Origin of the sequence: Enterococcus sp. DA9 (genome assembly GCF_008000875.1) — a bacterium.
Classification (GTDB): Bacteria; Bacillota; Bacilli; order Lactobacillales; family Enterococcaceae; genus Enterococcus_B; species Enterococcus_B lactis.
On record NZ_CP042839.1, the window covers coordinates 2,203,372 to 2,225,445 of the forward strand.

A 22,074-nucleotide genomic window follows, 5' to 3' on the forward strand; every position below is an offset into this window, starting at 1 on the left:
CCAGTTCTTAGTCCGTGACGACTTGTTTGTCGATCACTTGAGTGGTTTCTTCAAGAAGTGTCGTATACTGCTTTTCACAGTTGATCAGTTTTTTCAATGCATCTTCGTATTCATTGATCGGCTGAGTGGCGACCACAGCTTCAGTGACATTCCCTTTTTCAAGTGCGGATATTTTGTTCAACTGTCGTCAAAGAAGGGCAAAAAGCTGTGTCCCCCTCATTTTTATTGGTAGTTTTTTATAGATTTTCTACTATTTCTTTTCTTACTAAATAGTTCCTTTATTCTCCATATTTAATGAAGTGTTTAAGATATTTATATAAGGTAAACAAAGAATATACTATCGCTATTACAATTACTGGAATGATTAAAAATCTAGTTTGAATATCAAAAAACATTAAAATATAAACGATTAGTAAAAAGCCTCCTACAAAAAAAGCAATAGATGAAGCTCCTAATGCACCTTTTTTTGAACTTCAATCGGTTTATCTTTAAAAGTATTCCCAGCAACTATTCCATACCATTTGCCTCTTCTAAGTTGAATACCAACGATTATTAATAAAAGACCAAGAACAACTAACATGAACACCACTACCACCTCCTTTAATCTCTGAAGTAGCCATGTGCAAAACGTCTGAAATTCAATTAATGATACACTAAGAAAAAATGGTTGGGATTACCACCTCGGTCATTTTTCCATATTCAGCAGATTAAATGTCATGATTTCTTATCCAATAAACCTCTTATTAGTATATAGCCAAAACTGTTCTTTGAAAATTAGCGATAAAAATAATGATTTTCCTGTTCATTTAAAATCTAATTACTTGTGTAATAAAACTCTCCCTTTTCAATTTCATCTTCTCTTTTTTTCATACTTACATAGCCGTGTTATTGATAGTCTTTCACTGTGAATACGACGGCTCGATAACTACCTATTTTTCTGATTTTAGAAATTTATGGAATCTACCTGAAAAATAAAAAAGAGCAGAACCGAAGATGGATCTGCTCAAGTATCTACTCTATATAAAGTGTTTTTAAAAAAACATTTTCAAAAGCATGGACGACTGATAACTATTTTGCTTCTAACTTTTAACGAATACTTGCTCCAAGCGTTTCTGTCAAAGCTTTTGTTACCTTATCCATTGCTTTATTGATTTCTTCATCTGTCAATGTTGCTTCAGGATTGACGAATGTCAGGCTATAAGCCATGGATTTATGTCCTTTTTCGATGTTTTCTCCTTGATAGACATCAAATAATTGGATATCTGTTAAAAATCTTCCGGCAGCAGAATCGATAACTTCTGTTAATTCCTGATTTGTCACAGTTTCTTTTACAAGCAAAGCGATATCCCGGCTGACTGCTGGGAATTTTGTCACTGCTTCAAAAACGATTCCTTTTTGAGCAGCTTCCACTACAGCAGATAAATCAAACTCAGCTACATATGTTTCTGGAATATCATAACTTTTGGCAATTGTCGGATGCACTTGACCGACAAAACCGATAAATTGTTCGCCAAGGTAAATCGCAGCAGTTCTTCCAGGATGCATTTCTTTTATTTCTGTCACTGTTTGATAATGGATATCTTCATGGATACCTAGTTGTTCAAATAAGTTTTCTAAAAGACCTTTGATGGTGAAAAAGTCTACGTTTTGTGCTTTCGTCTGCCAATCTTTTTCTTCCCAAACACCAGAAATAGCGATTGCTGCATGTTTTACTTCTTGTGGCAGATGTGCGCGCGGATCATTTTCTTGGAAGAATACCCGACCGATTTCATATAAAGCAATCTCTGTATTTTTTCGAGCAGTGTTATAACTGATATCATCTAATAGTCCGCTGATCAAATTCATTCGTAATACAGAACGTTCTTCGCTCATTGGCCAGTCCAAACGTGTAATATTACTTTCTTTTATAACAAACTGTCTTGATTTTTCTTCTGTTGTCAATGCATAACTGATTGCTTCGCTCAATCCGCTTCCTTCAAAGATTGTACGAATTTTACGAGTAGTTTCTTGTTCTTTTGACAAGCTTCCAGCAACCGTTTCTCCACTTGGAAGTGTAGATGGCAACTGGTCGTATCCATAAATACGAGCAACTTCTTCGATAATGTCTGCTTCGATTTGGATATCCCAGCGTCTTGGTGGTACGACTACGGAATAAACATGATCCTTTTCTTCATAGCCAAATCCAAGTGCTTCAAAAATCTCATTTACTTCTTTAACGACAAGAGATGTTCCTAAATATTGATTGATGCGTTCAAGTGAAATCTTCACTGATACGTCTTCTGCTTTGATCTCTGAACCTTTGACCGCGCCTTGTAGAACTTCCCCACCTGCAAGAGAAACGATCATTGCTGCAGCAACCTCACTGGCTTCTCCAACAGTTGCATGGTTGATCCCTTTTTCAAAGCGTGCAGAAGATTCGCTACGCAAATTAAATTGTTTTGCTGTACGACGGATCGAAATTGGATCAAACAAAGCAGATTCCAGTGCCACTGTTGTTGTTTCATTCGTGATCTCTGAATCTAATCCACCCATGACACCAGCTAAAGCAACTGGTTCTTTGCCATTAGTGATGACAAGATTGTCAGTTGTCAATTTCCGAGATTCTCCATCTAACGTGACTAATGTCTCATTTTCTTTTGCATGTCGGACAAGGATCTCGTTTGATTTCAATTTGTCGTAGTCAAATGCATGTAGTGGTTGTCCGAATAAAAGCAAAATATAGTTCGTCACATCTACTACATTGTTGATTGGGCGGATGCCTTCATTCATCAAAAGATTTTGCAGCCATTGAGGACTTGGTTGGATTCTTACTCCTTCAATGATGCGGATTTGATAGGCAGGAACGACTTCTTTATCTTCAACTGTCACTTGGATCTTATCGCTAGCAAGTTGTGATGATTCTACTAATTTCTCGTCATCGAATGTAGGCGTCTGACGATAGATTGCTCCAACTTCATAAGCTACGCCACGCATTGACAATGCATCTGCACGATTTGGTGTGATAGACAATTCAATGATCGAATCATCCATATCTAAATAAGAAAAAACTGGATCGCCATTTACAGCTTCTTGTGGCATATAATAGATACCCTCAGCGTATTCTTTCGGTATAACACTGTCTGAATAGCCAATTTCTTGTAACGAGCAAATCATGCCATTTGATACTTGACCACGCATTTTCCCTTTTTTGATCTTCACATTTCCAGCAATCCGTGAGTTAGGAAGCGCAACAATCACTTTGATTCCGACCTTCACATTAGGCGCTCCACAAACGATTTGAGACAGTTCGTCTTCGCCAATATCGACTTGACAAATAGAAAGGTGATCGGAATCTGGATGTGGTACACATTCCTTGACTTCACCGACAACGATTTTTTTCAAGCCTTCTTCTGGAACCGTGATTCCCTCGACTTCGATTCCTGTTACAGACATTTTATCCGCTAATTCTTTTGGTGTTACATTCGATAAATCCAAATAACGATTAAGCCATTTATATGAAACTAACATCTTCTTACTCCCCCTTGAACTGACTTAAGAAACGTAAGTCATTTTGATAGAAATTACGGATATCATTCACTCCATACCGCAACATAGCTACGCGGTCTGGTCCAAGGCCGAAAGCAAAGCCTGAATATTCTTCTGGATCGATTCCTGACATCTTCAACACATTCGGGTGCACCATGCCAGCTCCTAAAATCTCGATCCATCCAGTGTATTTACATACGTTACAACCGGCACCACCACATTTGAAACAACTGACATCTACTTCTACTGATGGCTCCGTAAATGGGAAATAACTTGGACGCAAACGGATTTCACGATCTTCCCCAAACATTTTTTTCATTACGACTTCTAATGTTCCTTTAAGATCGCCCATCGTGATGTTTTTATCAACAACTAGCCCTTCAATTTGATGGAACTGATGGCTGTGGGTCGCATCATCTGTATCTCTGCGGAAAACTTTTCCAGGCGAGATCATTCGTAGAGCACCCTTAGAGAAATCATGCTTTTCCATTGTCCGTGCTTGGACTGGTGAAGTATGTGTCCGAATCAATATCTCGTCTGAAATATAGAAAGTATCTTGCATGTCCCTTGCCGGATGGTCTTTTGGCAGGTTCATCCGTTCGAAATTGTAATGGTCAGACTCTACTTCGTAACCTTCCACGATCTGATACCCCATACCTACAAAAATATCTTCAATTTCTTCCATGATTTGTGTCACGATATGACGTGTACCATGCTTTACTTTTCTACCAGGCAATGTCACGTCTACTGTTTCTTTTGCCAAAGCCGCATTTAACGCTTCTTCTTCTAACACTTGTTTTTTTCGCTCTATTTCTTCTGTCAAAAGGTCTCGGATCTCATTTGCGAAACTTCCGACTTTTGGACGTTCTTCTGGACTTAGATCTTTCATCCCACGCAATACTTCTGTGATCGGTCCTTTTTTTCCTAACGTTTCAACACGTATTTGATTTAATTCTTTTAAATCTTGTGCCGCCGTGATTTTGACGATTGTTTCTTCTTTCAAGCTCTCTAATTGTGCTTGTAAAGACATGTGCTTGTTCCTCCTTTAAATTCCAAATACAAAACAAAAAGACCTCATTCCTGTTAAGGAACGAGGTCTTCGCGTTACCATCCTAATTTGCGATAAATAAACTTACATCGCACTCTTACTTCGTTAACGACAGTTGCCGGTCTGATAATGATCAGACGAACTCGGAAAGTGAACTTCATTTTTCAAACACAGGACCTGTTTTCAGTCTGTGACAGATCTCCCTGAACTGGTTTAGCCAAACTACTCTTTTTCGTCATCGTTCTTTTACTTATTCGTATGGACTATAGTTTACAAGATTTTTTTTACAAAATCAACCGCATTCTTCCTCTGTGACCCATTTTTCGCTCCAAACTTGTATTTGACGCATTGCTTTTTGCAAGTCTGCTCCTTTTTCAGTCAAGAGATATTCTGAACGGCTTTTTTCACTACAGGCAATGTTTCGAGTGACTATTCCTTCTTTTTCCAATTCCTTCAAGCGTTCGACCAATACCCGATCACTAACCATCGGGATTTTTGCCGCAAGCTCGACAAAGCGTTGCGGACCATTTTCGAGTAGTACATCGATAATCAATCCGTTCCATTTTTTTCCTAAAATAGAGAACGTTTTTTCAAATTTAGGACACAAAACGAATTCTGTCTGTGTTAGCTCCATCATACTCACCTCTTCCCAGAGTATAGCATAATCCTTACAAAATATAAGTCAAGTTTGCTCAATTATAATTATTTATTAATGTTTATGATTCGTTTCACTCGAAGTAAAATTAGGAAAACATTTTCTACAGGTTTATTCAGTGCTTCTGTCATTGCTTGTTGGTAAAGTCTTAGCTGTCCCTGATATTTTTGGACGATCGCGTCTATTTCTGCTGGATCATCCGGATGTAAAATGAAATCTGTTTTAAAATCATAGATATGGAGATGATCTTTTTCTTCTAAGTATCCATCGACGATTCCGTGGATCAATAGCTCATCTTCCTGATTTGGATAGTCTTGAAATACTTCATCAGCAGAAAGCAGCATGGAAAAAGGTTGTTCCCGTTTTACGTTTTCTTTGTTGGCAATCAACTGTTGCCCAAGTTCTGTTTGAAAGAACCATATAATAGAAGAAACATCTACTTTTTTTGCGACCTTTTCGTCTATTAAACGTTTCTTTACTAATTCCTGCAACTTTTGATTGATGCTCTCTGTAGTTGGCATCTCTAATGGCAGCAATTGCAATAAAGCATGGGTAGCTGTTCCAACAGCAGCTGCCGACACTTGCCGATCTTTTTGTAAAAATTTTGGTTCTGCTAGTTGTTCTTGCGTATAACGGAATTGACGAGATGCTGCCTTTGTCTGACTACTTTCCAGAGTCAAGCGTGATTCTTGTGTATCATCTGGATCTTCGAATAATCGTTTGATCTCAGATACAGATTGATAACTTGTGGTTTGCGAAGAAGCCTGATAAGGATATTCATAGGCTAGACGTTTTTGTAACGAATCTGCTAATACAGTTTCCTTTTCTTTCACCTGCTGATCTAAGTTAACCAGTTCTTTTTCAGCAAGCAACTGTCTTTGTTCAATGATTGATTGCTGATTCATCCATGAAATGGAAAACTGTGCATTTGAATATTGAAGGAGAGAAGTCGAAACTTCTTCCTCTAAGTATTTCTGCATTTCAGGATGACGGATCAATCCGTAACCAATCCAATTCATCAAGCTGCTTCTGCCCTTCAAACGTAGCGCAGGATCAAAAACCAACTCCTCATGATCAGCTGCTTCAGACCACGTTTGGATCATTTGCTCTTTATTTTTATAGGAACCGACAATGAAAAGCTTTTGTTCTGCCCGAGTCAATCCTACATACAATTTACGCATTTCTTCCGATAACAATTTGTTTTGCTTTGCCAATTTGATGGCTTGAAACGGTAACGTATCATACAGTACCCGTGTTTCAGGATCCATATAGCGAATACCTGCTCCAAGTTTTTCTTCAAAAGCATACCGATTGCGCAAGTCTTGTAAGTTGAATTCTTTCGTCATATCTAACAAAAATACAACTGGAAATTCCAAGCCTTTACTTGCGTGGATCGTCATTACGCGAACAGCATTATCTTCTATTGAAATGACTGGTTCTGCTAAGTCTTTATCTTTTTCTTGCATTTTTTCAATGAAACGCACGAACTGATATAATCCTCTGAAAGAACTTTGCTCGTATGCTTTGGCACGATCGACCAATGCATAAAGATTGGCTTGTCTCTGTGCCCCTGCTGGCAGACCGACCACATACTCTAGATATCCCGTCTCATAATAGATATCCCATAGTAAGTCAGTGATCGAAGAACGGCGAGCAAGTTCTCGCCAATGATCTAGTTGTTTGCCAAAATGTTCCAGCTTAACCGCTAATTCATCTTCGTTTGATGCTTGATAAGCAAGCACAGCATCATAGTAAGTATGTGCACGGTCGGCTAATCGGATACTTGCTAATTCTGGTTCAATCAAACCCACGACTGGCGAACGCAATACAGCTGCAAGCGGAATATCTTGATAGGGATTGTCAATTAATTGTAGCAACGAGATCATCGTGCGAATTTCTGTCGCTTGAAAATAATTTTGAGCATCATTCATCTCCAAAGGAATATCCAATGTTTTGAAAATCTCTAAAATTGTTAAGTTGTTCTTTTTTGTAGGTGTCAAGAGAACAATGTCTCTGTATTCTATCGGACGATCTTTCTTTGATTTTTTATCATAAATCATAAAGGAAGAATCAATCAATTGACGAATCTTCAGTCCTGTCATAAAAAGTTCGCCTTCTGTTTTGTCCTCCAGTATATCGTCAGTGGGAATCTCGATCTCTGATTCTTCCTGTTCTTTTTCATAGATCATGATTTCTGGCTCAAACTGTTCATTCTCTGGAAAGTCTGAAAATCCCTGTATCAGTTTGGCTGCTTCGTCATAATTGATTTGACCAACTGCTGGATCCATTAGTTGTTCAAAAATAAGATTCGTAAAAGAAAGGACTTCTTTTCTAGAGCGGAAGTTCTCAGCCAAAACGATCCGACGTCCGCCTTCTTTCTTTGAAAAATTCTCGTATTTCCCGATAAATAAACTAGGATCTGCTAAACGGAAAGAATAAATGGATTGTTTGACATCCCCAACCATGAACATATTTCCTTTTGTATCATCAGGTTCTCTTAGCCAGTATAAAATGGCTTCTTGTAATTGGTTCACGTCTTGATATTCATCTACCATTACTTCTTTGAATTTTTTTCGATAATGTTTTGAAGCTTCACTTGGCAGCCATGCATCTTTCGTTTTTTCTGTGAGAATCTGCAACGCTAGATGTTCCAGATCATTGAAGTCCAATACGCCTTTTTCCCGTTTACGCATACTGAAACCGTCCATAAAGCTTTGCGTGACTTTTGTCATTTCTTCGACTAACGGTAGTGCTTTTTCCGTTAATTCTTCCATTTGGCTTGGTGAAACAGGAAAGTAACTTTTACTTATCTGCTGAATCAATTTTTTTGCTTTATCCCTCATGCCCTTGACTTCATTGGAGATTTCTTTCAATTCTGCTTTACGACTGCTCTTAAAAGTTGAAAAAGTCAGTTGTTCCAAACTAGCATAAGCATCTTCTAACCGATCTTGCGAGAAAGCTTCATAGATATTTTTGATCTGCTGTTGTTCTCCAGCTACTTGCTCATACATTTTTTCTAATCCTTCACCTTGTGCTAACTGAGTCATCTGTTCATATAATTGTACACATTGGTATACATCTGCCAAAACTAAAGGACGGATTTGTTCTTGATATAATCGAGATTTCGCTAGCCCCTCAGTCAAACGATAATTAGCGCTTAACTGTTCTAGCCATTTTTTGGGGTCAGGGTTGGCACGGGCAAACTCATAAAGCGAAAATACCAGATTCGTCAAGCCGTCATCTGAACGATCATTAGAAAAATTCATTGTTAATTGGAAAAATCGTTCATCATTTTCTGCATAAAGTGCTTCTCTCAGCTCGTCCCACACATCCTCCTTCATCAAGATCGTTTCTGTTTCATCTGTTAACATGCGAAAGACCGGATCAATATCAATTAAGTAATAATAACGTCGAATAACTGTTAGACAAAAAGCATGTAAGGTTGAGATATTCGCTGTGGGCAATAAAACTAACTGCTTAGTAAAATGCTGTCTTCGTACAGGGTCGCTTTCGCTGTTGACCGCTTCTTGCAATGCCTCTTGAATTCTTTCTTTCATTTCTCTTGCAGCTGCTTCAGTAAATGTCACAATCAGTAATTCATCGATATCAAAACCCATTTTTAATTTTTCAATCACTCTTCGAACAAGCACTGTAGTTTTACCTGATCCGGCAGACGCAGAGACTAACAAATTATCTCCTTGATCGAAAATCGCCTGCCACTGATCATCTGTAAATCGTTCATTTTGCGGTTTTAAAGGAATTTGATTCACTCTTCTTCACTCCTTTTCAATATTCTGCGCAGTGCTTCTTCCTTATCTATTTTCTCCAGACGGTGGTAATTATTTTCTTTCAGCATCACATCAAACGTACAGATGCTTCTGAATGGACAAAATTCACAGGCAATTCGCTGTTTATCTTTATAAGCTGGGTTCAGTTTGATTTCTCCGGAAGTGATTGCATCTCCAGCTAACCGCATATTTTCCCGATTATGCGCCATGAACAGTTGCAGTTCTTCTTCCGTGAAAAATTTATCTTTGCTGAAACTACCTTTTTGGTATTCATCTTTCGCATTTTTTTTCACTGGATAGATCAGTGATTGTTCTTTTGCTTCCAGTGAATGATCTAGTACTTCTAAAAGAGCGGGATCATCGACAAAAACGCCATCATAACTAAATTTTTTCAATGTATTCTTCTCTACATCATCGGTCTCCGTCAATACAGGATTATGAACATGTAAATAATATGATCCTGCTGGTTTAACAGCCGCCTTTCCAGTCAAACGTACCGCATCCATCAATGCTACGTCCAGATACGTCAATAATTGCATAGCCATGCCATAATAAGCTTCTGTGACATCGAATGAACGTCCACTAGATTTGTAATCAATAACGCTTAACCAAGTATCTTCTTGTTCAGAAGCTACATCGATCCGATCGATTTTTCCTCGAACGTGGAGTTTTCCACCATTACTCAACGGTAATTCCAGACCTGTGATACCTTTTGCTCCAGCAATCTGACCAAATAAAATCTCCGTCTGAAGAGGATGCATGCCCGTATTTTTGCTCTGTTTTTGCAAAGCCCATGCTACTTTTTGGATCGTCTGTCCTAACTGATAGCGGATATAGTTCATTCTTGCGGAACTATCCAATATCTCAAACCGAAGTTCTCCGAACACTTCTTGCAGCACTTTTTCAGTAAAGTCTTTACGCTGCGCATCGGTCATATTCACTAAGGATAATTGGTTTGAAAACAGTAGCTTGAAGAAACGATCCAATGATTCATGATAAAAATCACCTGTTGCTGCTGGAGTCAAACCATAAACAGTTCGTTCTTTCAATTTCAACCCAAATTGCATGAAGTATTTGTATTCACAATTATAAAAATTCTCCATACGTGAAATCGAAGTATAAATTTCTTTTCCATAAAGCTCTTCCGCCATTTTTTCTGGCATCGAAACAGGCACATTCAAATGTTCCTGACTTTCAAAGATTTGTAAAGCAAAATTGCGCCATGAGGAATTCAGTACTAATTCTTTGAGCTTTTGCCAATGTTTTGGTACAGGTTTCTTTTCATCTAAAGCTAATCGATAAATCCTATTGACTGTATTGATTCCGCTTCTGTAAGTTCCTACATAACAATCAGGATCGCTTTCGATTGTCAAATGCTCTTTTCTCTCGACGGGAACTGATAAATATTCTGTGATTCTGCGCAAATAAGGAGACATCTTCAGTGAACCATCTGTGTCATAGCTTTGTGCATAGCTAAGATATAATCGATCCGTTCCGGAAAGAAAAACAAGGTAGGCTTGGAAAGGCTCAAAAGAGATACTTTCTTTTGATGGGTCGAATAAAAACTGTCCATCTGGCAAAGCTTGATTTAATACTTCTCGTTCTTCACTGGACAACAATCCTTTTGTTTCTTTACGGTCTGGAAACACTTGATCATTCAAACCTAATGCAAAAGTGACGGCAGCTTGATTCGGTCGAACTAATTCCAAACGGTTGATTCGCACTTGGTCGATTGCGGTAGGGATTTTACCATAACTTAGATTTTCGAGACCACTCGTAATGATTTCTTGGAACAGAGACCAGTCAAAAGCCGATTCACCATAAATGACTACATATTCATCCAGCAGATCAATCAGCGCTCCCCATGTCTGCTCATGGTTTCTTGCCGCTTCTAAGTTTCCTCTGTCTACTTCCTGATTACGCCAAAACAATAATTGTTGCTGTACACCACTTTGAATCAAAAATTGATAAAAAACATTTGCGGCCGCTTGACCTGTTTTACTTTTCTTTATTTTTTTAAAAAATGCAGGTACAGATTTCTGAAATAATCGTCTAATCGTATTTGACTGTTCTTCCAGATACTGTACGTCTTCAATCTGTTCTGCTTCAAAATCATACGCCACAAACTGCCAGTCTTTTTCACGCGTCCAGTAAGTGCCTTGATAATTATAAGCAAGTGCAACATTTTCTGTGATGTCCAATTTTTTCCTGAATTCATCTCGTTCTTGTTTCCATTCATCCAGTTCGGTTTCTGTTTCCATCGATAGGAACAATTCCGTCTTGAAAAAACGCATAATATCACTTAGTCGATAAGAATATCGGTCAAGAGCGAACAGACTGTTGACCCATTCAATCAGCGGATGATTTTCCATCATTTGTTCTTCATCGATATAAAAAGGAATCGCCATTTCTTGAAAGATTGGTCGAAGAATATTTCCATATAAGGACATATTTTTTGTCAGTACTTGGATATCACGATAACGGTAGTTTTCTTCACTGACTAGCCGTCTGATTTCAACAGCTAGCTGTCGGACTTCCTCAGTTGGATTTTCAGCTTCCCACAAATGGAGAGCCTCTTGTTCCCCTAATTTGCGGACGGTTGCTTTCTTTTGGCTGGAAGTCTCTTCCCACATCGTTTGCAGCAACTGAAGCTCTGTCGGACGATTCTGCTCTGGCGCAAAACGATCTACTAATATAGGAACTTTCCGTTCTCTCGCACTTTGAAAAAGACGGAAATAAAGCTTTCCAGTCTCATGAAAGAGCGTAAGTACTTCTGGAAGATCCGCTGTATAAGGACGATCCAACAATAAATCGACAACTAATTGCCCCTTTTCCATCATTGCCTGCAGTAATTGATACTCTTGCCCATTGATTCGGGAAAAACCGCTGACGATAAATTGGACGTTGGTGAAATCTTGTGTCTGCATATAATTTGCTAGTATAGCCAGTGCATCTTCATTTGATAGTGCACGTTCGGTCAATTCGCTGTCATAAGCTGAAAAAATCAGCTTCAAGTCTTTCATTTTAAGTTGCTGGTCTTCTGCATTCGGTGAATCACCAAATAAAAGCATCAAGTCTTCCGGTTGAATATTCCCTGTGCGCAACTCACTATAGAGTTCTTGCAATTGGCGAATAAATCCTCTTTTATTGATTTCTCCGCGAAAGATCGTTAATTCTTCCTCATGTTTTTCTAAAATCTGTCGCAAGATCATCGCAGATCCGGATTCTGATAATTCATTTCCTGTAAGAAGGGTTGTCTGTTGCAGCAAATACCAAGCCAGACGGTAAAAACTGAATACTTGAACATTTGTTGTGCTGAAAGCTTTTTTCCCGCTTCTTCTTCGCATCTCCGCTAAAATTTCTTGTTCCTGTTCGAATTTGCTGTAATTGGGAACAAGGAAAAATACTTGGTTGCTTGCATCTTGGTCGAGCCAAGCTGATGCTTCGTCAATCAAGACTTGACGGTGATCTTTTTTCCCGTTTCCAAGAATAAATTGTAAAGACATGCTTTTCCTCCTTCAACACATGATACGGTGCTTCTTTATTATATCAAAAAATACTGAACATTTGTTCTATATTCTTCAAATTATATACTTTTATGGTTCTGATATTTCTATCTTTTTTGAGTATACGCAAAAAGACAGGAATCGCTACAAATAAGCAATTCCTGTCTTTTCATGAGTTGATTAATGGATAGATCCCATTAGTTTTTTGATTGGTTCTTTCACAGTAAATAGCAAGATACCACCGACGATTGCTACTGCACCGATAATACCGAAGTAGGCAGATTCTGTTCCTGGTGTGTAGAAGCGTGCAATTTGTGCATTGATTGCTTGTGAAGAAGCATCAGCTAAGAACCAAATAGCGATTGTTTGTGATTCAAATGCTCGTGGTGCTAATTTCGTTGTCACAGACAAACCAACTGGTGAAAGACACAATTCAGCAATAACCACGATGAAGAAACTTCCTAACAACCACAATGGACTTACTTTTCCACTTGTTCCGTAAAGCATACCTGGCAACATCAATAGTAAGTATGATAATCCTGCAAACAAAAGACCAAGAGAGAATTTCACTACTGTAGATGGTTGGCGTTTGCCAAGTTTTGTCCACATTGTTACGAATACCGGCGTCAAAATAAAGATGAAAATCGGATTCAATGATTGATACCAGCTTGCTTGGATCGTCACACCAAATAGTGTAGATTGCGTACGTTCACTAGCAAATAAAGCTAAGATAGATGAACCTTGTTCTTGTAATGACCAGAAAATGATTGCTGCAAGGAATAATGGGATATACGCCCATACTCTTGGTTTTTCTTCAGCAGTTACATCTTTTGAAGTCAACATTTTGATAAAGTAATACAACGGTAAGATAATCCCTAATACACTGATTGTATTGACAAAAAAGTCGATTGTCAAATGACCAGTTAATTGTGCGCCACCGAATACTGCAACGATAACAACAAGTGCGATGATCAAGTTACGGATGAATCCTTTACGTTCTTCAGTTGTCAAAGGATTCGGTGGTGTTGTACCCACTCCGTCTAATGTCTTGCGCCCTTGGATGATGTATTGTAATAATCCAAAGAACATCCCAATAGCAGCTAAAGAGAACCCTAAATGGTAGTTATATTCTTGACCGATTGTCCCAACGATTAGTGGTGCTAATAACGCCCCTAAGTTGACACCCATGTAAAAAATCGAAAATCCTGCATCTCTTCGCAAATCAGTCTTTGAATAAAGATGTCCGACCATGCCAGAAACGTTCGGTTTCAAAAAGGCGGTTCCAATAATGATCAATGCCATTGAAACAAATAATGTACTTACACCAAATGGTAAAGCCAAGACGATGTGTCCAAGCATAATGAAGACTCCACCAAAGAATACAGTGCGTTTTGCTCCTAACACTCGGTCAGATACCCATCCGCCGACGATACTAGACATGTAGATCAGAGATCCGTATATCGACATGATAGCTAATGCTGTTGCTCGTGGTAATCCAAGTCCCCCGTTGGCAACTGTATCGTACATATAATAGATAAGTAATGCACGCATACCATAATAACTAAATCGTTCCCACATCTCAGTGAAGAACAAAGTTGACAATCCCTTCGGCTGCCCGAAGAAGCCCTTGTCTTGCTGTTTTTCCATAATCTATACCCCAATTCTTTAAATTTTCAGAAAATATTATACATCTTTACCGAAAAATTTAACTAAAAAACTTATTTAAGAAATATAAACTAATTTTCTATAAAAACAAGTAATTTTTAATGGCAATATCATAAAAAAAAGAAGATAGAGATTTAATAATTATATATCAGACGTTTTTTTCAAATAAGCAAAAATTCCTCAAACACAACAATGAAAGCGATAACCAAGGAAATCCTTTTCTAACGATTTCCCTTATCAAAATTGTTTTTTGAACTTCGCTTATTTTTTGTGAGCATATCTATTTACTTACTTTTTGTAAGATGATATACTTCATTTCGTAATCAATTAAAAAAATGCAAAACGCAAATCAAAGGAGAAATTTTAATATGACAACTTTTACTGACACTTTAAAAAACCGCCGTTCAATCTATCATCTAGGACGTAACGTTTCACTTTCTAATGAAGAATTGACAGCTTTGATCAAAGAAGCAATTAAAGAAAGCCCAACTGCTTTCAATGCTCAATCAACACGCGCAGTTATTCTTTTCGGAGATGCACATGAAAAACTTTGGGAAATCACTGAAGAAGCACTTCGCCCATTGACTCCAGCAGAAGCTTTTCCAAATACACAAAACAAATTAGCTGGTTTCAAAAATGGTTATGGTACAGTATTATTCTTCAAAGATACTGACGTGGTAAAAGGTCTACAAGAACAATTTGAATTATATGCAGACAACTTCCCAGATTGGTCAGAACAATCAAACGGAATCGCAACAGCGAACACTTGGGTAGCATTAGTTGATAAAGGATTGGGCGCAAACTTGCAACATTACAACCCAGTTATTGACGAAGCAGTTGCAAAAGAATGGAATATCCCTTCAAACTGGAAACTACGTTCACAATTAGTATTCGGTTCACCAGAAACACCAGCTGGGGAAAAAGAATATATGAACGATGCAGATCGCTTCCGTGTATTCGGATAATTTTACTTGAAAAAAACAGAGGTTGTGACAAACATCTTGTCGTAACCTCTGTTTTTTATTCTGGATCGATCATAATATCAATCTCCGCCTCATCGTTCAAGCGTTGGGACAAAAATGGAACTAATTCTTCTAATGATGCAGAAAATTTCAGCATTGGTCCCCGCCATCCGTTTCGGAAAAAATTCATTTTTACAATTTTAGAACCTTTTGGTTGGTACAACACGATTTTATTGATTTCAGAAAAAGGAACACCTTTTTTATCAAAGCTATTCAAGACAAGCCCTTCTTCTGTAATTCCTCGACTGTCCAACAAAAAACTAATAAAAATCATCGCTGACAAAATCCCTTTTGCCAATTCATCTGCTGTAGGCTGACTGATGAGTGTGTACCAAACGACTAGTACTACTAAGAATGGTATGACCAAGTAAACCCATCGATTCCGAACAGTCCGATAAATAATTTCTTTTCGAACCAGCCAAAGAAATAAGAACATAACAACAACGAATAAAAACAATAGAACCGTAAAAAATGTTACCATGACAACTCGCCTCGCTTTTTCTTCTCCTGAAAACAGGAAAAGAATACTGATTTACCTTCTCAAAGAAATTGGACTTGCAGCACGCCGCACGTCCAATTATTTTCTTTATTCAAATGTATCATATTTTGCAACAACCATGCTTGCTTTTTCATCTAATAACTCTTGATCCTCTGCAGCACATTGGGCAACTTTGACCACGGCACAGTTTGTCATTTTTGATACAACTTCACCAATGACCGTTTTTGTAAAGCCAATTGGTTTGCATGCATATTGTTCTCCTAAATTAATCATTTCTTCCGTCATCAAAATCCTCCTAAACTGCTGGAACTTTTCTCCATATTACAACTGCTATTTTTTGGAGATTTAATTATTTGATTTTTTGTTTACAGTCAAAAATCAACCTTACAGGCATTATAGCGTACTGTTTTCGTTTTCACAATTAAAACAGCTGTTGTATCTAGAAGAATTTGTTCTAGAATAATAAATAATATTCCTCAAAAACTGATTATTTCTTACATATTTAAATAAAATACTTCCCTTCCCAATAAAAATACACTTATAATAGGAAAGATAAACAGCTGAAAAGGGAGATTTCCAATGAAGAAAAAAACATTTAAAAAACTATTGTTTCTAGGAGGTACAGCTACTCTTTTATTAAGCGGTACAAGTTATTACCTACATATCCATTCTCCAGAACATACAATGAATACTACACAAAAAAGTTCAACACAAAAAACGAAAAAGACAAAAGAGAAAGCAGAAGTTTTGCTAGATGTTCCATTAGAGAGCCAGTTTGACTCTCCTTCTCTAGAAAATGGCTGCGAGGTCACTTCGCTTTCCATGCTTTTATCTTTTTATGGTTATGAAACGACTAAAAACCAGTTAGCTGAACAATTGGATTACGTCCTTGTTTTCAATGCAGACGGGACTCACGGCGATCCTAATGAAGGATTTGTTGGAGATATCAGTGGCGGAGACTGGGCTATGGGCGTCTATGTCCCTCCTGTTGCCTCTCTTGCTCAACAAATCGTCCAAACGGATTATCATACTTTTCCAAAAACAGACGCTCAACTAGATGATATCAAAAAAGCTCTATCTAAAGGAAATCCTGTATGGACTTCCGTGACTATCAATTTTGAAGTCCCTGATGAAACTGATTTTATGACTTGGACAACAAACAACGGAGAAGTAAGAGTCACTCCACTTGTTCATGCTTGTGTAGTCACTGGATACGACAAAGAAAATATTTACGTCAACGACCCCTATGGCGTAAAAAATCGAGCAGTACCGATCAATGATTTTTCGGCCATTTTCACTGCAATGGGTGGACAAATGCTAACTTTGGAGAAAAGCTAGTAATTAAAGTAAAAATCCCTTATACTCTAGATACCGAACCTTTGAAGGGAGCACAGATAATGGAAAAATTCACTCATAAAAAAATGGATCCAAATGAAATTCCGATTATTTTTGTCCGTGACCGCAAAGGAAATGTTCAAGGTAAAGTTTCTATTAATGAGTGGAACGAACGGTGCAGACCTGCTACCCTCAATGAACTAGAAATCAAACTGTATCGTCAAGCTCTTGTCTATTATGGAGACCAAGAGTATGGAAAAGCAATCGATTTATTAAAATTTCTGATCGCTCGAACGGAGTACACCCATTTTGAATATATCGAACGTTTAGCAAACATTTACCATATCATGAATGAACCTGTCAAAGAATATCACTTGCTTGACTCCGTCTTGTCAGTAGCAGAGCGGATTGCCCTTCCTGCTGGATTGGAAAAGAAACTGGTGCGCCGCCTTTTACGAGTAAAACAACAACTATCTGATCAAGAAAAATAACTTGCGTTTTTTTAGAAAAGTGCTATGATTATTTTGTTGAATAAATGGGATGTAGCCAAACTGGTAAGGCACTTGACTCTGAATCAAGCAATTGTAGGTTCGAACCCTGCCATCCCAATTTGATGGACTTGTTGATAAAAAATGAACCCCTGAAAAAAGATTAATCTTTTTTCAGGGGTTTTTGGAATATTTTTATTATTTATTATATAGTTTACATAATTTTATTATAATTAACAATTAAATCTGTAGCACTCATACAGTAAATTTAGCCAATAATTGCTAATGCTTTTTCCGGAACTTTTTCTCTAGGAACTTCTTCATACGTTTCTATGTGCGCTCCTTTATTGCTGATTTTCAAATAATGATTTTCTTTTAACACAGAAAGTCCATTAAATTCAATTGTACGCTCTTCCCCATCGACATTAGCAGCTTTTTGAACATACCTTGCCGTTCCATGTTCATTTACTTCCTCTGGTTTTTGTGTTTTTACATAGACCTCACCTTTTTCAACTAATGGATTTAGTTGATCAAGTATACCAGGGATTTCCCCGTAACTTCCTTCAGTATAGTATTTCAGTCCAAATAGCAAAATACCACTAATCGCCGCCAATCCTATCAAATATTTAATCACTTTCATCTTTCTACCTCCTTGTTATATATTCAGTATATGGGGCAATTAGAAAAATTCCATCCGACCTAAGTTGGAGATTTTTCTCCTACTTTAGAAGCGAGAAACAAATGTTTTTTTAGTAAAAATGATCGTTATTTGATATTATGGAGGTGTGGATAATGTAGTTTTTCTCACTTTATCCATGTTAAAAAATCAAGTTGATGGCAAAGGATGTGTTCAAAATGAATCAAGAAGAATTATTTCAAAAAGTCAAGGAAATGATAAAAGGCGGCAACTTCGACGGCGCAAAACGATTTATCGAAGAACATAAAGAACAACTAGGTCCTTACAAAGAGAAAGCACAAAATCTTCTAAAAGACGTAAATATCGACAGTGTGAAAGACAAATTCAAAAATCTATTTAATAAGTAGGAATTTTCATTTCTGGAACACCGGGAATCAGAAGTTGTAAAAGAGACGTTCAGCCTTATTGCCGATAGGCTGTCTCTTGAACACCGTTTGTCCAGAAGAAGGGACTGTGACACGATTTTTGTCACAGTCCCTTCTTCTTTCTGAATCATCCTTACTAAAATAAGCGTGTTGGATCATAATGATAAGTCACATTGCCGTTCAGCGATGCTTTTCCTACCACATATTTACGATTCTCCAATTTCAGCCATGCTTCTCGAAAAGCCATCAATTCTTCTCTTTTTACATCAATTTTTTCGATTTTTCCATTAATCAAATCTTGGATAAGTTGTTCATATGGATTCATTTTTTTCCTCCATTTGCTGTTAATCAATAAGTTGTAAAAATAGGTTCATATGCCTTTTTAGTATCCAGATCTTCTCTGACTTTGACTGTCGTATAAATGATTTTTTCTACTGGGATACTATAATAACTACCTTCACCGTTATTGAATCGGTGAACGTCTTTCTTTGCTAAAATACCATTGATTTTATTCGTCAGTACACGTTGTTCGACACTATTGCTTACAACATAGTAAATCACCCGAATATTATTGATTAAATGCAAATCGATTTCTAACACTACATGATCCATGAAAATTCCACTCCTTCTTTCACTTTGATTATAGCAATTTTCCCCTATAAATTCAAAAACAATACATATTTTACTGGATAAATCCATAGAGCTGCTTGCGCCTTCACGCACAAAGTGTTATTTTGTATCTTGGACTTTATTTATTGGAGGCAATAGTATGATTGCGATCGGTCAGTTTGTTTTTTATATTCCTTTTTTTATTATGCTAAGCATTCTTTTCTATTACATAAAATGGACGAAAAAGAAGTTTTCAGTTTTACTGGCCTCTTTACCTGCCGTATATTTTACTTATCAGATTTTTTCTTTTAGACATTGGGAAACAACATCTGTATTAGTGATACACATCATCGAATTGACGCTTGCAGTAGTTTTTCTAATCATTTGGATTTATTTTTTATATAAAAATCAGAATTGAATCCTAGCAGTTTCAAAAGAAAACGATTAAAGATCAGCAGAGATTTGCTGTATCTTTAATCGTTTTTTTCTATTCTGTGATACCAAAAAAATGTTTGAATCGGTGAAGAAGCGTTCCTTGTTTTAATTCTACAAATTCTTGTGCAATCGAATATTTTTCTTCCAAATTTTCTTTGTTCTTTTCAATCAGACTTTTTGCTTCTTCATATTTTTTATCTGCACATAATACTTTTACTTCCTGTAAAACTTTTCCTGCTTCCATTTACCTCACCCTCTTGCCTTTTTTATGGCTTTAAGTTTGATTTAAGCTATACGCATTATTCTATATTCATCCCAAATAACCTTTTTTCATTTTTTACTCCTCGAACCAGTCAGTTTTCTAAAGACTGATTGGTTCGTCTTTTTTATTTTTCATCCATTTTATGCTGCTCTTCTGCTAATTTGTCTAATGCTTTGAGGGATGTGACGGTTTTCGCATAATCATAGCTGTATAATTCTGTAAATTTATCAGGCAGAACAAACCACGCTGGATGGTAGCCGTTCGCAGTGATTGGGAATCCTTTGTCTTGTTGATTATCTCCATCCCACCTTACAGCAACACCTTTTTTTCCTTTCCACTTTATTAAAGCAATCGAGTATCCTTTTTTTGTTTGTGTGCCGTCTTCAATAATTGCTAAAATTTCTATTTTTTCTTTTGGTGCACGAACTTCTTGAGGGCGAACCATTTTCTATTCCTCCCTTATCTAATTACTTCACAACCAATACACTGCAAGGGGCATGTGAAACGACATAAGAAGCGGTCGATCCTACTAGTGCTTGTTGTATCGCTCCTTTTCCTGTCGCTCCCATAACAATCAAATCAATATTTTCTTGTCCAGGGATGACATTGGCAATCAAATTTCTTGGATCTCCAGTTTCAACTATTGCATGGATCTCAGCAATACCGAACTCTTTGGCATCATTGATTTTTTTCAGCATGGCTACTTCTGTTCTTTGTTTTTCATCTGCATAGATTTTTGAAAAGGCATAGGCACTATGGGTCAGCTCAACTTTGTTGATGATTGACACGATAAATAAGCGGGCTTCATTGTCCTTTGCTAAGTCAAGGGCTTCAGCGAACGCTTTGATCGATTGTCTTGATCCGTCAACTGCTACCATGATGTTCTGGTATCTCTTATTCATTGGAACCGCCTCCTTTTTCTTTTATTGTAACATCTCAAGCAAAAATACAATAAATATACGCAATGTGTAAATAAAATGATGATTAATAGCAATTTTTTTCAAGTTATTTATACATTTCTGTTCTCATCAGAACTCTTGTTCTAAACCTATTATTTCTGCATTATGTGAATTTCCTCATCATTTTTCACATGAGATGAACATCATTCTGTTACAAAAAACGTGGATTTGTCATAAATTGTCATGCTTCTTTTACCTATGAAATATTTTCACGTGTTAAAGTATTCCTCGTTGAACACAACAAATAAAACTTTTTAACGAATAAAGGAGATTTTTCATGACATCACTTAAAACTTTACTTTTTGGAACAACTTTGGCTGCCGGTGCTGCATTCTTCATGGGAACGACTGCTCATGCGGACGAAGCTTATACCGTTCAATCAGGTGATACTCTATCAACGATTTCTCAAAAATACGTTGGTGACAACTCCTTGATCAATGCCATTGCAGAATCAAATTCAATTTCTGACATTAACCTGATCTACTCAGGACAACAATTAACGATTCCAACAGAAGGCTCTACACAAGCAGCTGCTGAACCTCAAGCAGCCGTTCAAGAAGCACCAGTCCAAGCTGAACCTGTTCAAGCTGAACAACCTGTTGTACAAGAAACGGTTCAAACGGAAACACAAGCAGCCCCTGTTGCTGAAACACAATCTGCTACAACAGAAACAACGGCAACAAGCACGAATGCTGCAAAAGAATGGATCGCACAAAAAGAATCAAGCGGTTCTTACACAGCAACGAACGGACGTTACATCGGACGTTACCAATTAGATTCTTCTTACTTGAATGGTGATTACTCTGCTGCGAACCAAGAAAAAGTGGCAGAACAATATGTTGCTTCACGTTATGGTTCTTGGGAAGCTGCGAAAGCATTCTGGGAAGCAAACGGTTGGTACTAAGATTCATTATTTGAACGTTTAAACACATTCAAAATAGGAAGAGGCCATGCGAAAGAATACATCGCATGGCCTCTTTTTGAGTTGTTTTGTCACATTAGAGCGAGTTTTTTGCTCATCTATTACTTCTATGACTTTCTTACCGAAATCTATTTTATATCAGATTTTATAAAAAAATACCGATGGGATCTCTCCCTCGACATCTTTTCTCAGTATATATAAAAATTATGCGGCTAAGAAGATTCGAACTTCCACGAGGTCGCCCTCACTAGCGCCTGAAGCTAGCGCGTCTGCCAATTCCGCCATAGCCGCATC

At 37.4% G+C, this 22,074-nt stretch carries 22 protein-coding genes and 2 tRNA genes; 7 read left to right on the top strand and 17 right to left on the bottom strand.

Going from position 1 to position 22,074, the window contains the following annotated elements:
• Positions 1–7 precede the first annotated feature (7 nt).
• The 8 genes from FTX43_RS14980 to FTX43_RS11575 form a co-directional block, all read right to left on the bottom strand.
• Entirely contained in the window at positions 8–181 is a 174-nt protein-coding gene (locus FTX43_RS14980) for a hypothetical protein (RefSeq protein ID WP_002309415.1), read from the bottom strand.
• Positions 182–451: 270 nt separating this feature from the next.
• A complete protein-coding gene (locus FTX43_RS15275; protein ID WP_002292952.1) occupies positions 452–586 on the bottom strand; it encodes a hypothetical protein in 135 nt (44 codons plus the stop codon).
• A 500-nt stretch (positions 587–1,086) separates the two neighbouring features.
• On the bottom strand, positions 1,087–3,507 hold the full coding sequence (gene pheT, locus FTX43_RS11550) for a phenylalanine--tRNA ligase subunit beta (protein ID WP_002309416.1): 2,421 nt from the start codon (positions 3,505–3,507) through the stop codon (positions 1,087–1,089).
• Between the two features lie 4 nt (positions 3,508–3,511).
• Positions 3,512–4,555, bottom strand: a complete 1,044-nt coding sequence (gene pheS, locus FTX43_RS11555; protein ID WP_002292949.1) for a phenylalanine--tRNA ligase subunit alpha — start codon at positions 4,553–4,555, stop codon at positions 3,512–3,514.
• Positions 4,556–4,865: 310 nt separating this feature from the next.
• Positions 4,866–5,207 (bottom strand): helix-turn-helix domain-containing protein, encoded by a 342-nt coding sequence (locus FTX43_RS11560; protein ID WP_002292948.1) that lies wholly within the window; start codon positions 5,205–5,207, stop codon positions 4,866–4,868.
• A 68-nt stretch (positions 5,208–5,275) separates the two neighbouring features.
• Positions 5,276–8,998 (bottom strand): helicase-exonuclease AddAB subunit AddA, encoded by a 3,723-nt coding sequence (addA, locus tag FTX43_RS11565; RefSeq protein ID WP_002335032.1) that lies wholly within the window; start codon positions 8,996–8,998, stop codon positions 5,276–5,278.
• Complete coding sequence (locus FTX43_RS11570; RefSeq protein ID WP_002309421.1) at positions 8,995–12,522, bottom strand: PD-(D/E)XK nuclease family protein; 3,528 nt, start codon at positions 12,520–12,522, stop codon at positions 8,995–8,997. Before FTX43_RS11570 ends, addA begins: the two co-directional genes overlap by 4 nt.
• 180 nt (positions 12,523–12,702) lie before the next feature.
• Positions 12,703–14,169, bottom strand: a complete 1,467-nt coding sequence (locus FTX43_RS11575; protein ID WP_002309423.1) for a peptide MFS transporter — start codon at positions 14,167–14,169, stop codon at positions 12,703–12,705.
• Between the two features lie 386 nt (positions 14,170–14,555).
• Here FTX43_RS11575 and FTX43_RS11580 point away from each other — a divergent pair, with 386 nt between their 5' ends.
• The gene (locus FTX43_RS11580; RefSeq protein ID WP_002309425.1) at positions 14,556–15,152 is read left to right on the top strand and encodes a nitroreductase family protein; all 597 of its coding nucleotides are present in this window, start codon (positions 14,556–14,558) and stop codon (positions 15,150–15,152) included.
• Positions 15,153–15,207: 55 nt separating this feature from the next.
• On the opposite strand, the gene FTX43_RS11585 is transcribed toward FTX43_RS11580, so the two are convergent.
• Positions 15,208–15,690 (bottom strand): hypothetical protein, encoded by a 483-nt coding sequence (locus FTX43_RS11585; RefSeq protein WP_002292941.1) that lies wholly within the window; start codon positions 15,688–15,690, stop codon positions 15,208–15,210.
• Positions 15,691–15,795: 105 nt separating this feature from the next.
• Positions 15,796–15,993, bottom strand: a complete 198-nt coding sequence (locus FTX43_RS11590) for a hypothetical protein (protein ID WP_002288059.1) — start codon at positions 15,991–15,993, stop codon at positions 15,796–15,798.
• A gap of 294 nt (positions 15,994–16,287) precedes the next feature.
• Here FTX43_RS11590 and FTX43_RS11595 point away from each other — a divergent pair, with 294 nt between their 5' ends.
• The 3 genes from FTX43_RS11595 to FTX43_RS11605 all read left to right on the top strand — a co-directional run bounded on the left by FTX43_RS11595 (position 16,288) and on the right by FTX43_RS11605 (position 17,652).
• Complete coding sequence (locus FTX43_RS11595) at positions 16,288–17,046, top strand: C39 family peptidase (protein ID WP_002292940.1); 759 nt, start codon at positions 16,288–16,290, stop codon at positions 17,044–17,046.
• Between the two features lie 59 nt (positions 17,047–17,105).
• The gene (locus FTX43_RS11600; protein ID WP_002292939.1) at positions 17,106–17,534 is read left to right on the top strand and encodes a hypothetical protein; all 429 of its coding nucleotides are present in this window, start codon (positions 17,106–17,108) and stop codon (positions 17,532–17,534) included.
• 45 nt (positions 17,535–17,579) lie between these two features.
• Positions 17,580–17,652: transfer RNA gene (locus FTX43_RS11605), tRNA-Gln, on the top strand.
• A 147-nt stretch (positions 17,653–17,799) separates the two neighbouring features.
• Here the strand turns inward: FTX43_RS11605 and FTX43_RS11610 are convergent.
• A complete protein-coding gene (locus FTX43_RS11610) occupies positions 17,800–18,171 on the bottom strand; it encodes a YxeA family protein (protein WP_002292938.1) in 372 nt (123 codons plus the stop codon).
• A 215-nt stretch (positions 18,172–18,386) separates the two neighbouring features.
• On the opposite strand from FTX43_RS11610, the gene FTX43_RS11615 reads away from it, so the two are divergent.
• Positions 18,387–18,575: a hypothetical protein gene (locus tag FTX43_RS11615; protein ID WP_002292937.1), complete on the top strand. Its 189-nt coding sequence runs from the start codon at positions 18,387–18,389 to the stop codon at positions 18,573–18,575.
• A gap of 154 nt (positions 18,576–18,729) precedes the next feature.
• Here the strand turns inward: FTX43_RS11615 and FTX43_RS11620 are convergent, their stop codons facing one another.
• Both FTX43_RS11620 and FTX43_RS11625 read right to left on the bottom strand, forming a co-directional pair.
• Positions 18,730–18,918: a hypothetical protein gene (locus FTX43_RS11620; RefSeq protein ID WP_002344185.1), complete on the bottom strand. Its 189-nt coding sequence runs from the start codon at positions 18,916–18,918 to the stop codon at positions 18,730–18,732.
• Between the two features lie 23 nt (positions 18,919–18,941).
• Positions 18,942–19,205 carry a hypothetical protein gene (locus tag FTX43_RS11625; RefSeq protein WP_002292935.1) on the bottom strand — a complete coding sequence of 88 codons (264 nt, stop codon included), beginning with the start codon at positions 19,203–19,205 and terminating at the stop codon, positions 18,942–18,944.
• Positions 19,206–19,362: 157 nt separating this feature from the next.
• Here FTX43_RS11625 and FTX43_RS11630 point away from each other — a divergent pair, with 157 nt between their 5' ends.
• Complete coding sequence (locus FTX43_RS11630) at positions 19,363–19,620, top strand: hypothetical protein (RefSeq protein ID WP_002292934.1); 258 nt, start codon at positions 19,363–19,365, stop codon at positions 19,618–19,620.
• Between the two features lie 69 nt (positions 19,621–19,689).
• Here FTX43_RS11630 and FTX43_RS11635 read toward each other — a convergent pair whose 3' ends face one another.
• From FTX43_RS11635 to FTX43_RS11645, 3 genes are all read right to left on the bottom strand, one after another.
• Positions 19,690–19,881, bottom strand: a complete 192-nt coding sequence (locus tag FTX43_RS11635; RefSeq protein WP_002344183.1) for a hypothetical protein — start codon at positions 19,879–19,881, stop codon at positions 19,690–19,692.
• 142 nt (positions 19,882–20,023) lie between these two features.
• Positions 20,024–20,344, bottom strand: coding sequence for a hypothetical protein (locus FTX43_RS11640; RefSeq protein ID WP_002292931.1), 321 nt, complete (start codon positions 20,342–20,344; stop codon positions 20,024–20,026).
• Between the two features lie 22 nt (positions 20,345–20,366).
• Positions 20,367–20,801, bottom strand: coding sequence for a universal stress protein (locus FTX43_RS11645; RefSeq protein WP_147607078.1), 435 nt, complete (start codon positions 20,799–20,801; stop codon positions 20,367–20,369).
• A gap of 334 nt (positions 20,802–21,135) precedes the next feature.
• On the opposite strand from FTX43_RS11645, the gene FTX43_RS11650 reads away from it, so the two are divergent.
• Positions 21,136–21,762, top strand: a complete 627-nt coding sequence (locus FTX43_RS11650; RefSeq protein ID WP_002310878.1) for a LysM peptidoglycan-binding domain-containing protein — start codon at positions 21,136–21,138, stop codon at positions 21,760–21,762.
• Between the two features lie 225 nt (positions 21,763–21,987).
• On the opposite strand, the gene FTX43_RS11655 is transcribed toward FTX43_RS11650, so the two are convergent.
• Positions 21,988–22,071 (bottom strand) — tRNA-Leu (locus FTX43_RS11655).
• Between the last annotated feature and the right edge of the window lie 3 nt (positions 22,072–22,074).

Coding starts and splice junctions, on each gene's coding strand:
- FTX43_RS11575 (WP_002309423.1), bottom strand. CDS start 14,169: ATGGAAAAACAGCAAGACAAGGGCTTCTTCGGGCAGCCGAAGGGATTG.
- FTX43_RS11560 (WP_002292948.1), bottom strand. CDS start 5,207: ATGGAGCTAACACAGACAGAATTCGTTTTGTGTCCTAAATTTGAAAAA.
- FTX43_RS11585 (WP_002292941.1), bottom strand. CDS start 15,690: ATGGTAACATTTTTTACGGTTCTATTGTTTTTATTCGTTGTTGTTATG.
- FTX43_RS11625 (WP_002292935.1), bottom strand. CDS start 19,205: ATGGATCATGTAGTGTTAGAAATCGATTTGCATTTAATCAATAATATT.
- FTX43_RS11600 (WP_002292939.1), top strand. CDS start 17,106: ATGGAAAAATTCACTCATAAAAAAATGGATCCAAATGAAATTCCGATT.
- FTX43_RS11635 (WP_002344183.1), bottom strand. CDS start 19,881: ATGGAAGCAGGAAAAGTTTTACAGGAAGTAAAAGTATTATGTGCAGAT.
- FTX43_RS11570 (WP_002309421.1), bottom strand. CDS start 12,522: ATGTCTTTACAATTTATTCTTGGAAACGGGAAAAAAGATCACCGTCAA.
- FTX43_RS11640 (WP_002292931.1), bottom strand. CDS start 20,344: ATGGTTCGCCCTCAAGAAGTTCGTGCACCAAAAGAAAAAATAGAAATT.
- FTX43_RS11580 (WP_002309425.1), top strand. CDS start 14,556: ATGACAACTTTTACTGACACTTTAAAAAACCGCCGTTCAATCTATCAT.
- FTX43_RS11650 (WP_002310878.1), top strand. CDS start 21,136: ATGACATCACTTAAAACTTTACTTTTTGGAACAACTTTGGCTGCCGGT.
- FTX43_RS11610 (WP_002292938.1), bottom strand. CDS start 18,171: ATGAAAGTGATTAAATATTTGATAGGATTGGCGGCGATTAGTGGTATT.
- FTX43_RS11595 (WP_002292940.1), top strand. CDS start 16,288: ATGAAGAAAAAAACATTTAAAAAACTATTGTTTCTAGGAGGTACAGCT.
- FTX43_RS11615 (WP_002292937.1), top strand. CDS start 18,387: ATGAATCAAGAAGAATTATTTCAAAAAGTCAAGGAAATGATAAAAGGC.
- pheS (WP_002292949.1), bottom strand. CDS start 4,555: ATGTCTTTACAAGCACAATTAGAGAGCTTGAAAGAAGAAACAATCGTC.
- FTX43_RS11620 (WP_002344185.1), bottom strand. CDS start 18,918: ATGAATCCATATGAACAACTTATCCAAGATTTGATTAATGGAAAAATC.
- pheT (WP_002309416.1), bottom strand. CDS start 3,507: ATGTTAGTTTCATATAAATGGCTTAATCGTTATTTGGATTTATCGAAT.
- FTX43_RS11645 (WP_147607078.1), bottom strand. CDS start 20,801: ATGAATAAGAGATACCAGAACATCATGGTAGCAGTTGACGGATCAAGA.
- FTX43_RS11590 (WP_002288059.1), bottom strand. CDS start 15,993: ATGACGGAAGAAATGATTAATTTAGGAGAACAATATGCATGCAAACCA.
- FTX43_RS11630 (WP_002292934.1), top strand. CDS start 19,363: ATGATTGCGATCGGTCAGTTTGTTTTTTATATTCCTTTTTTTATTATG.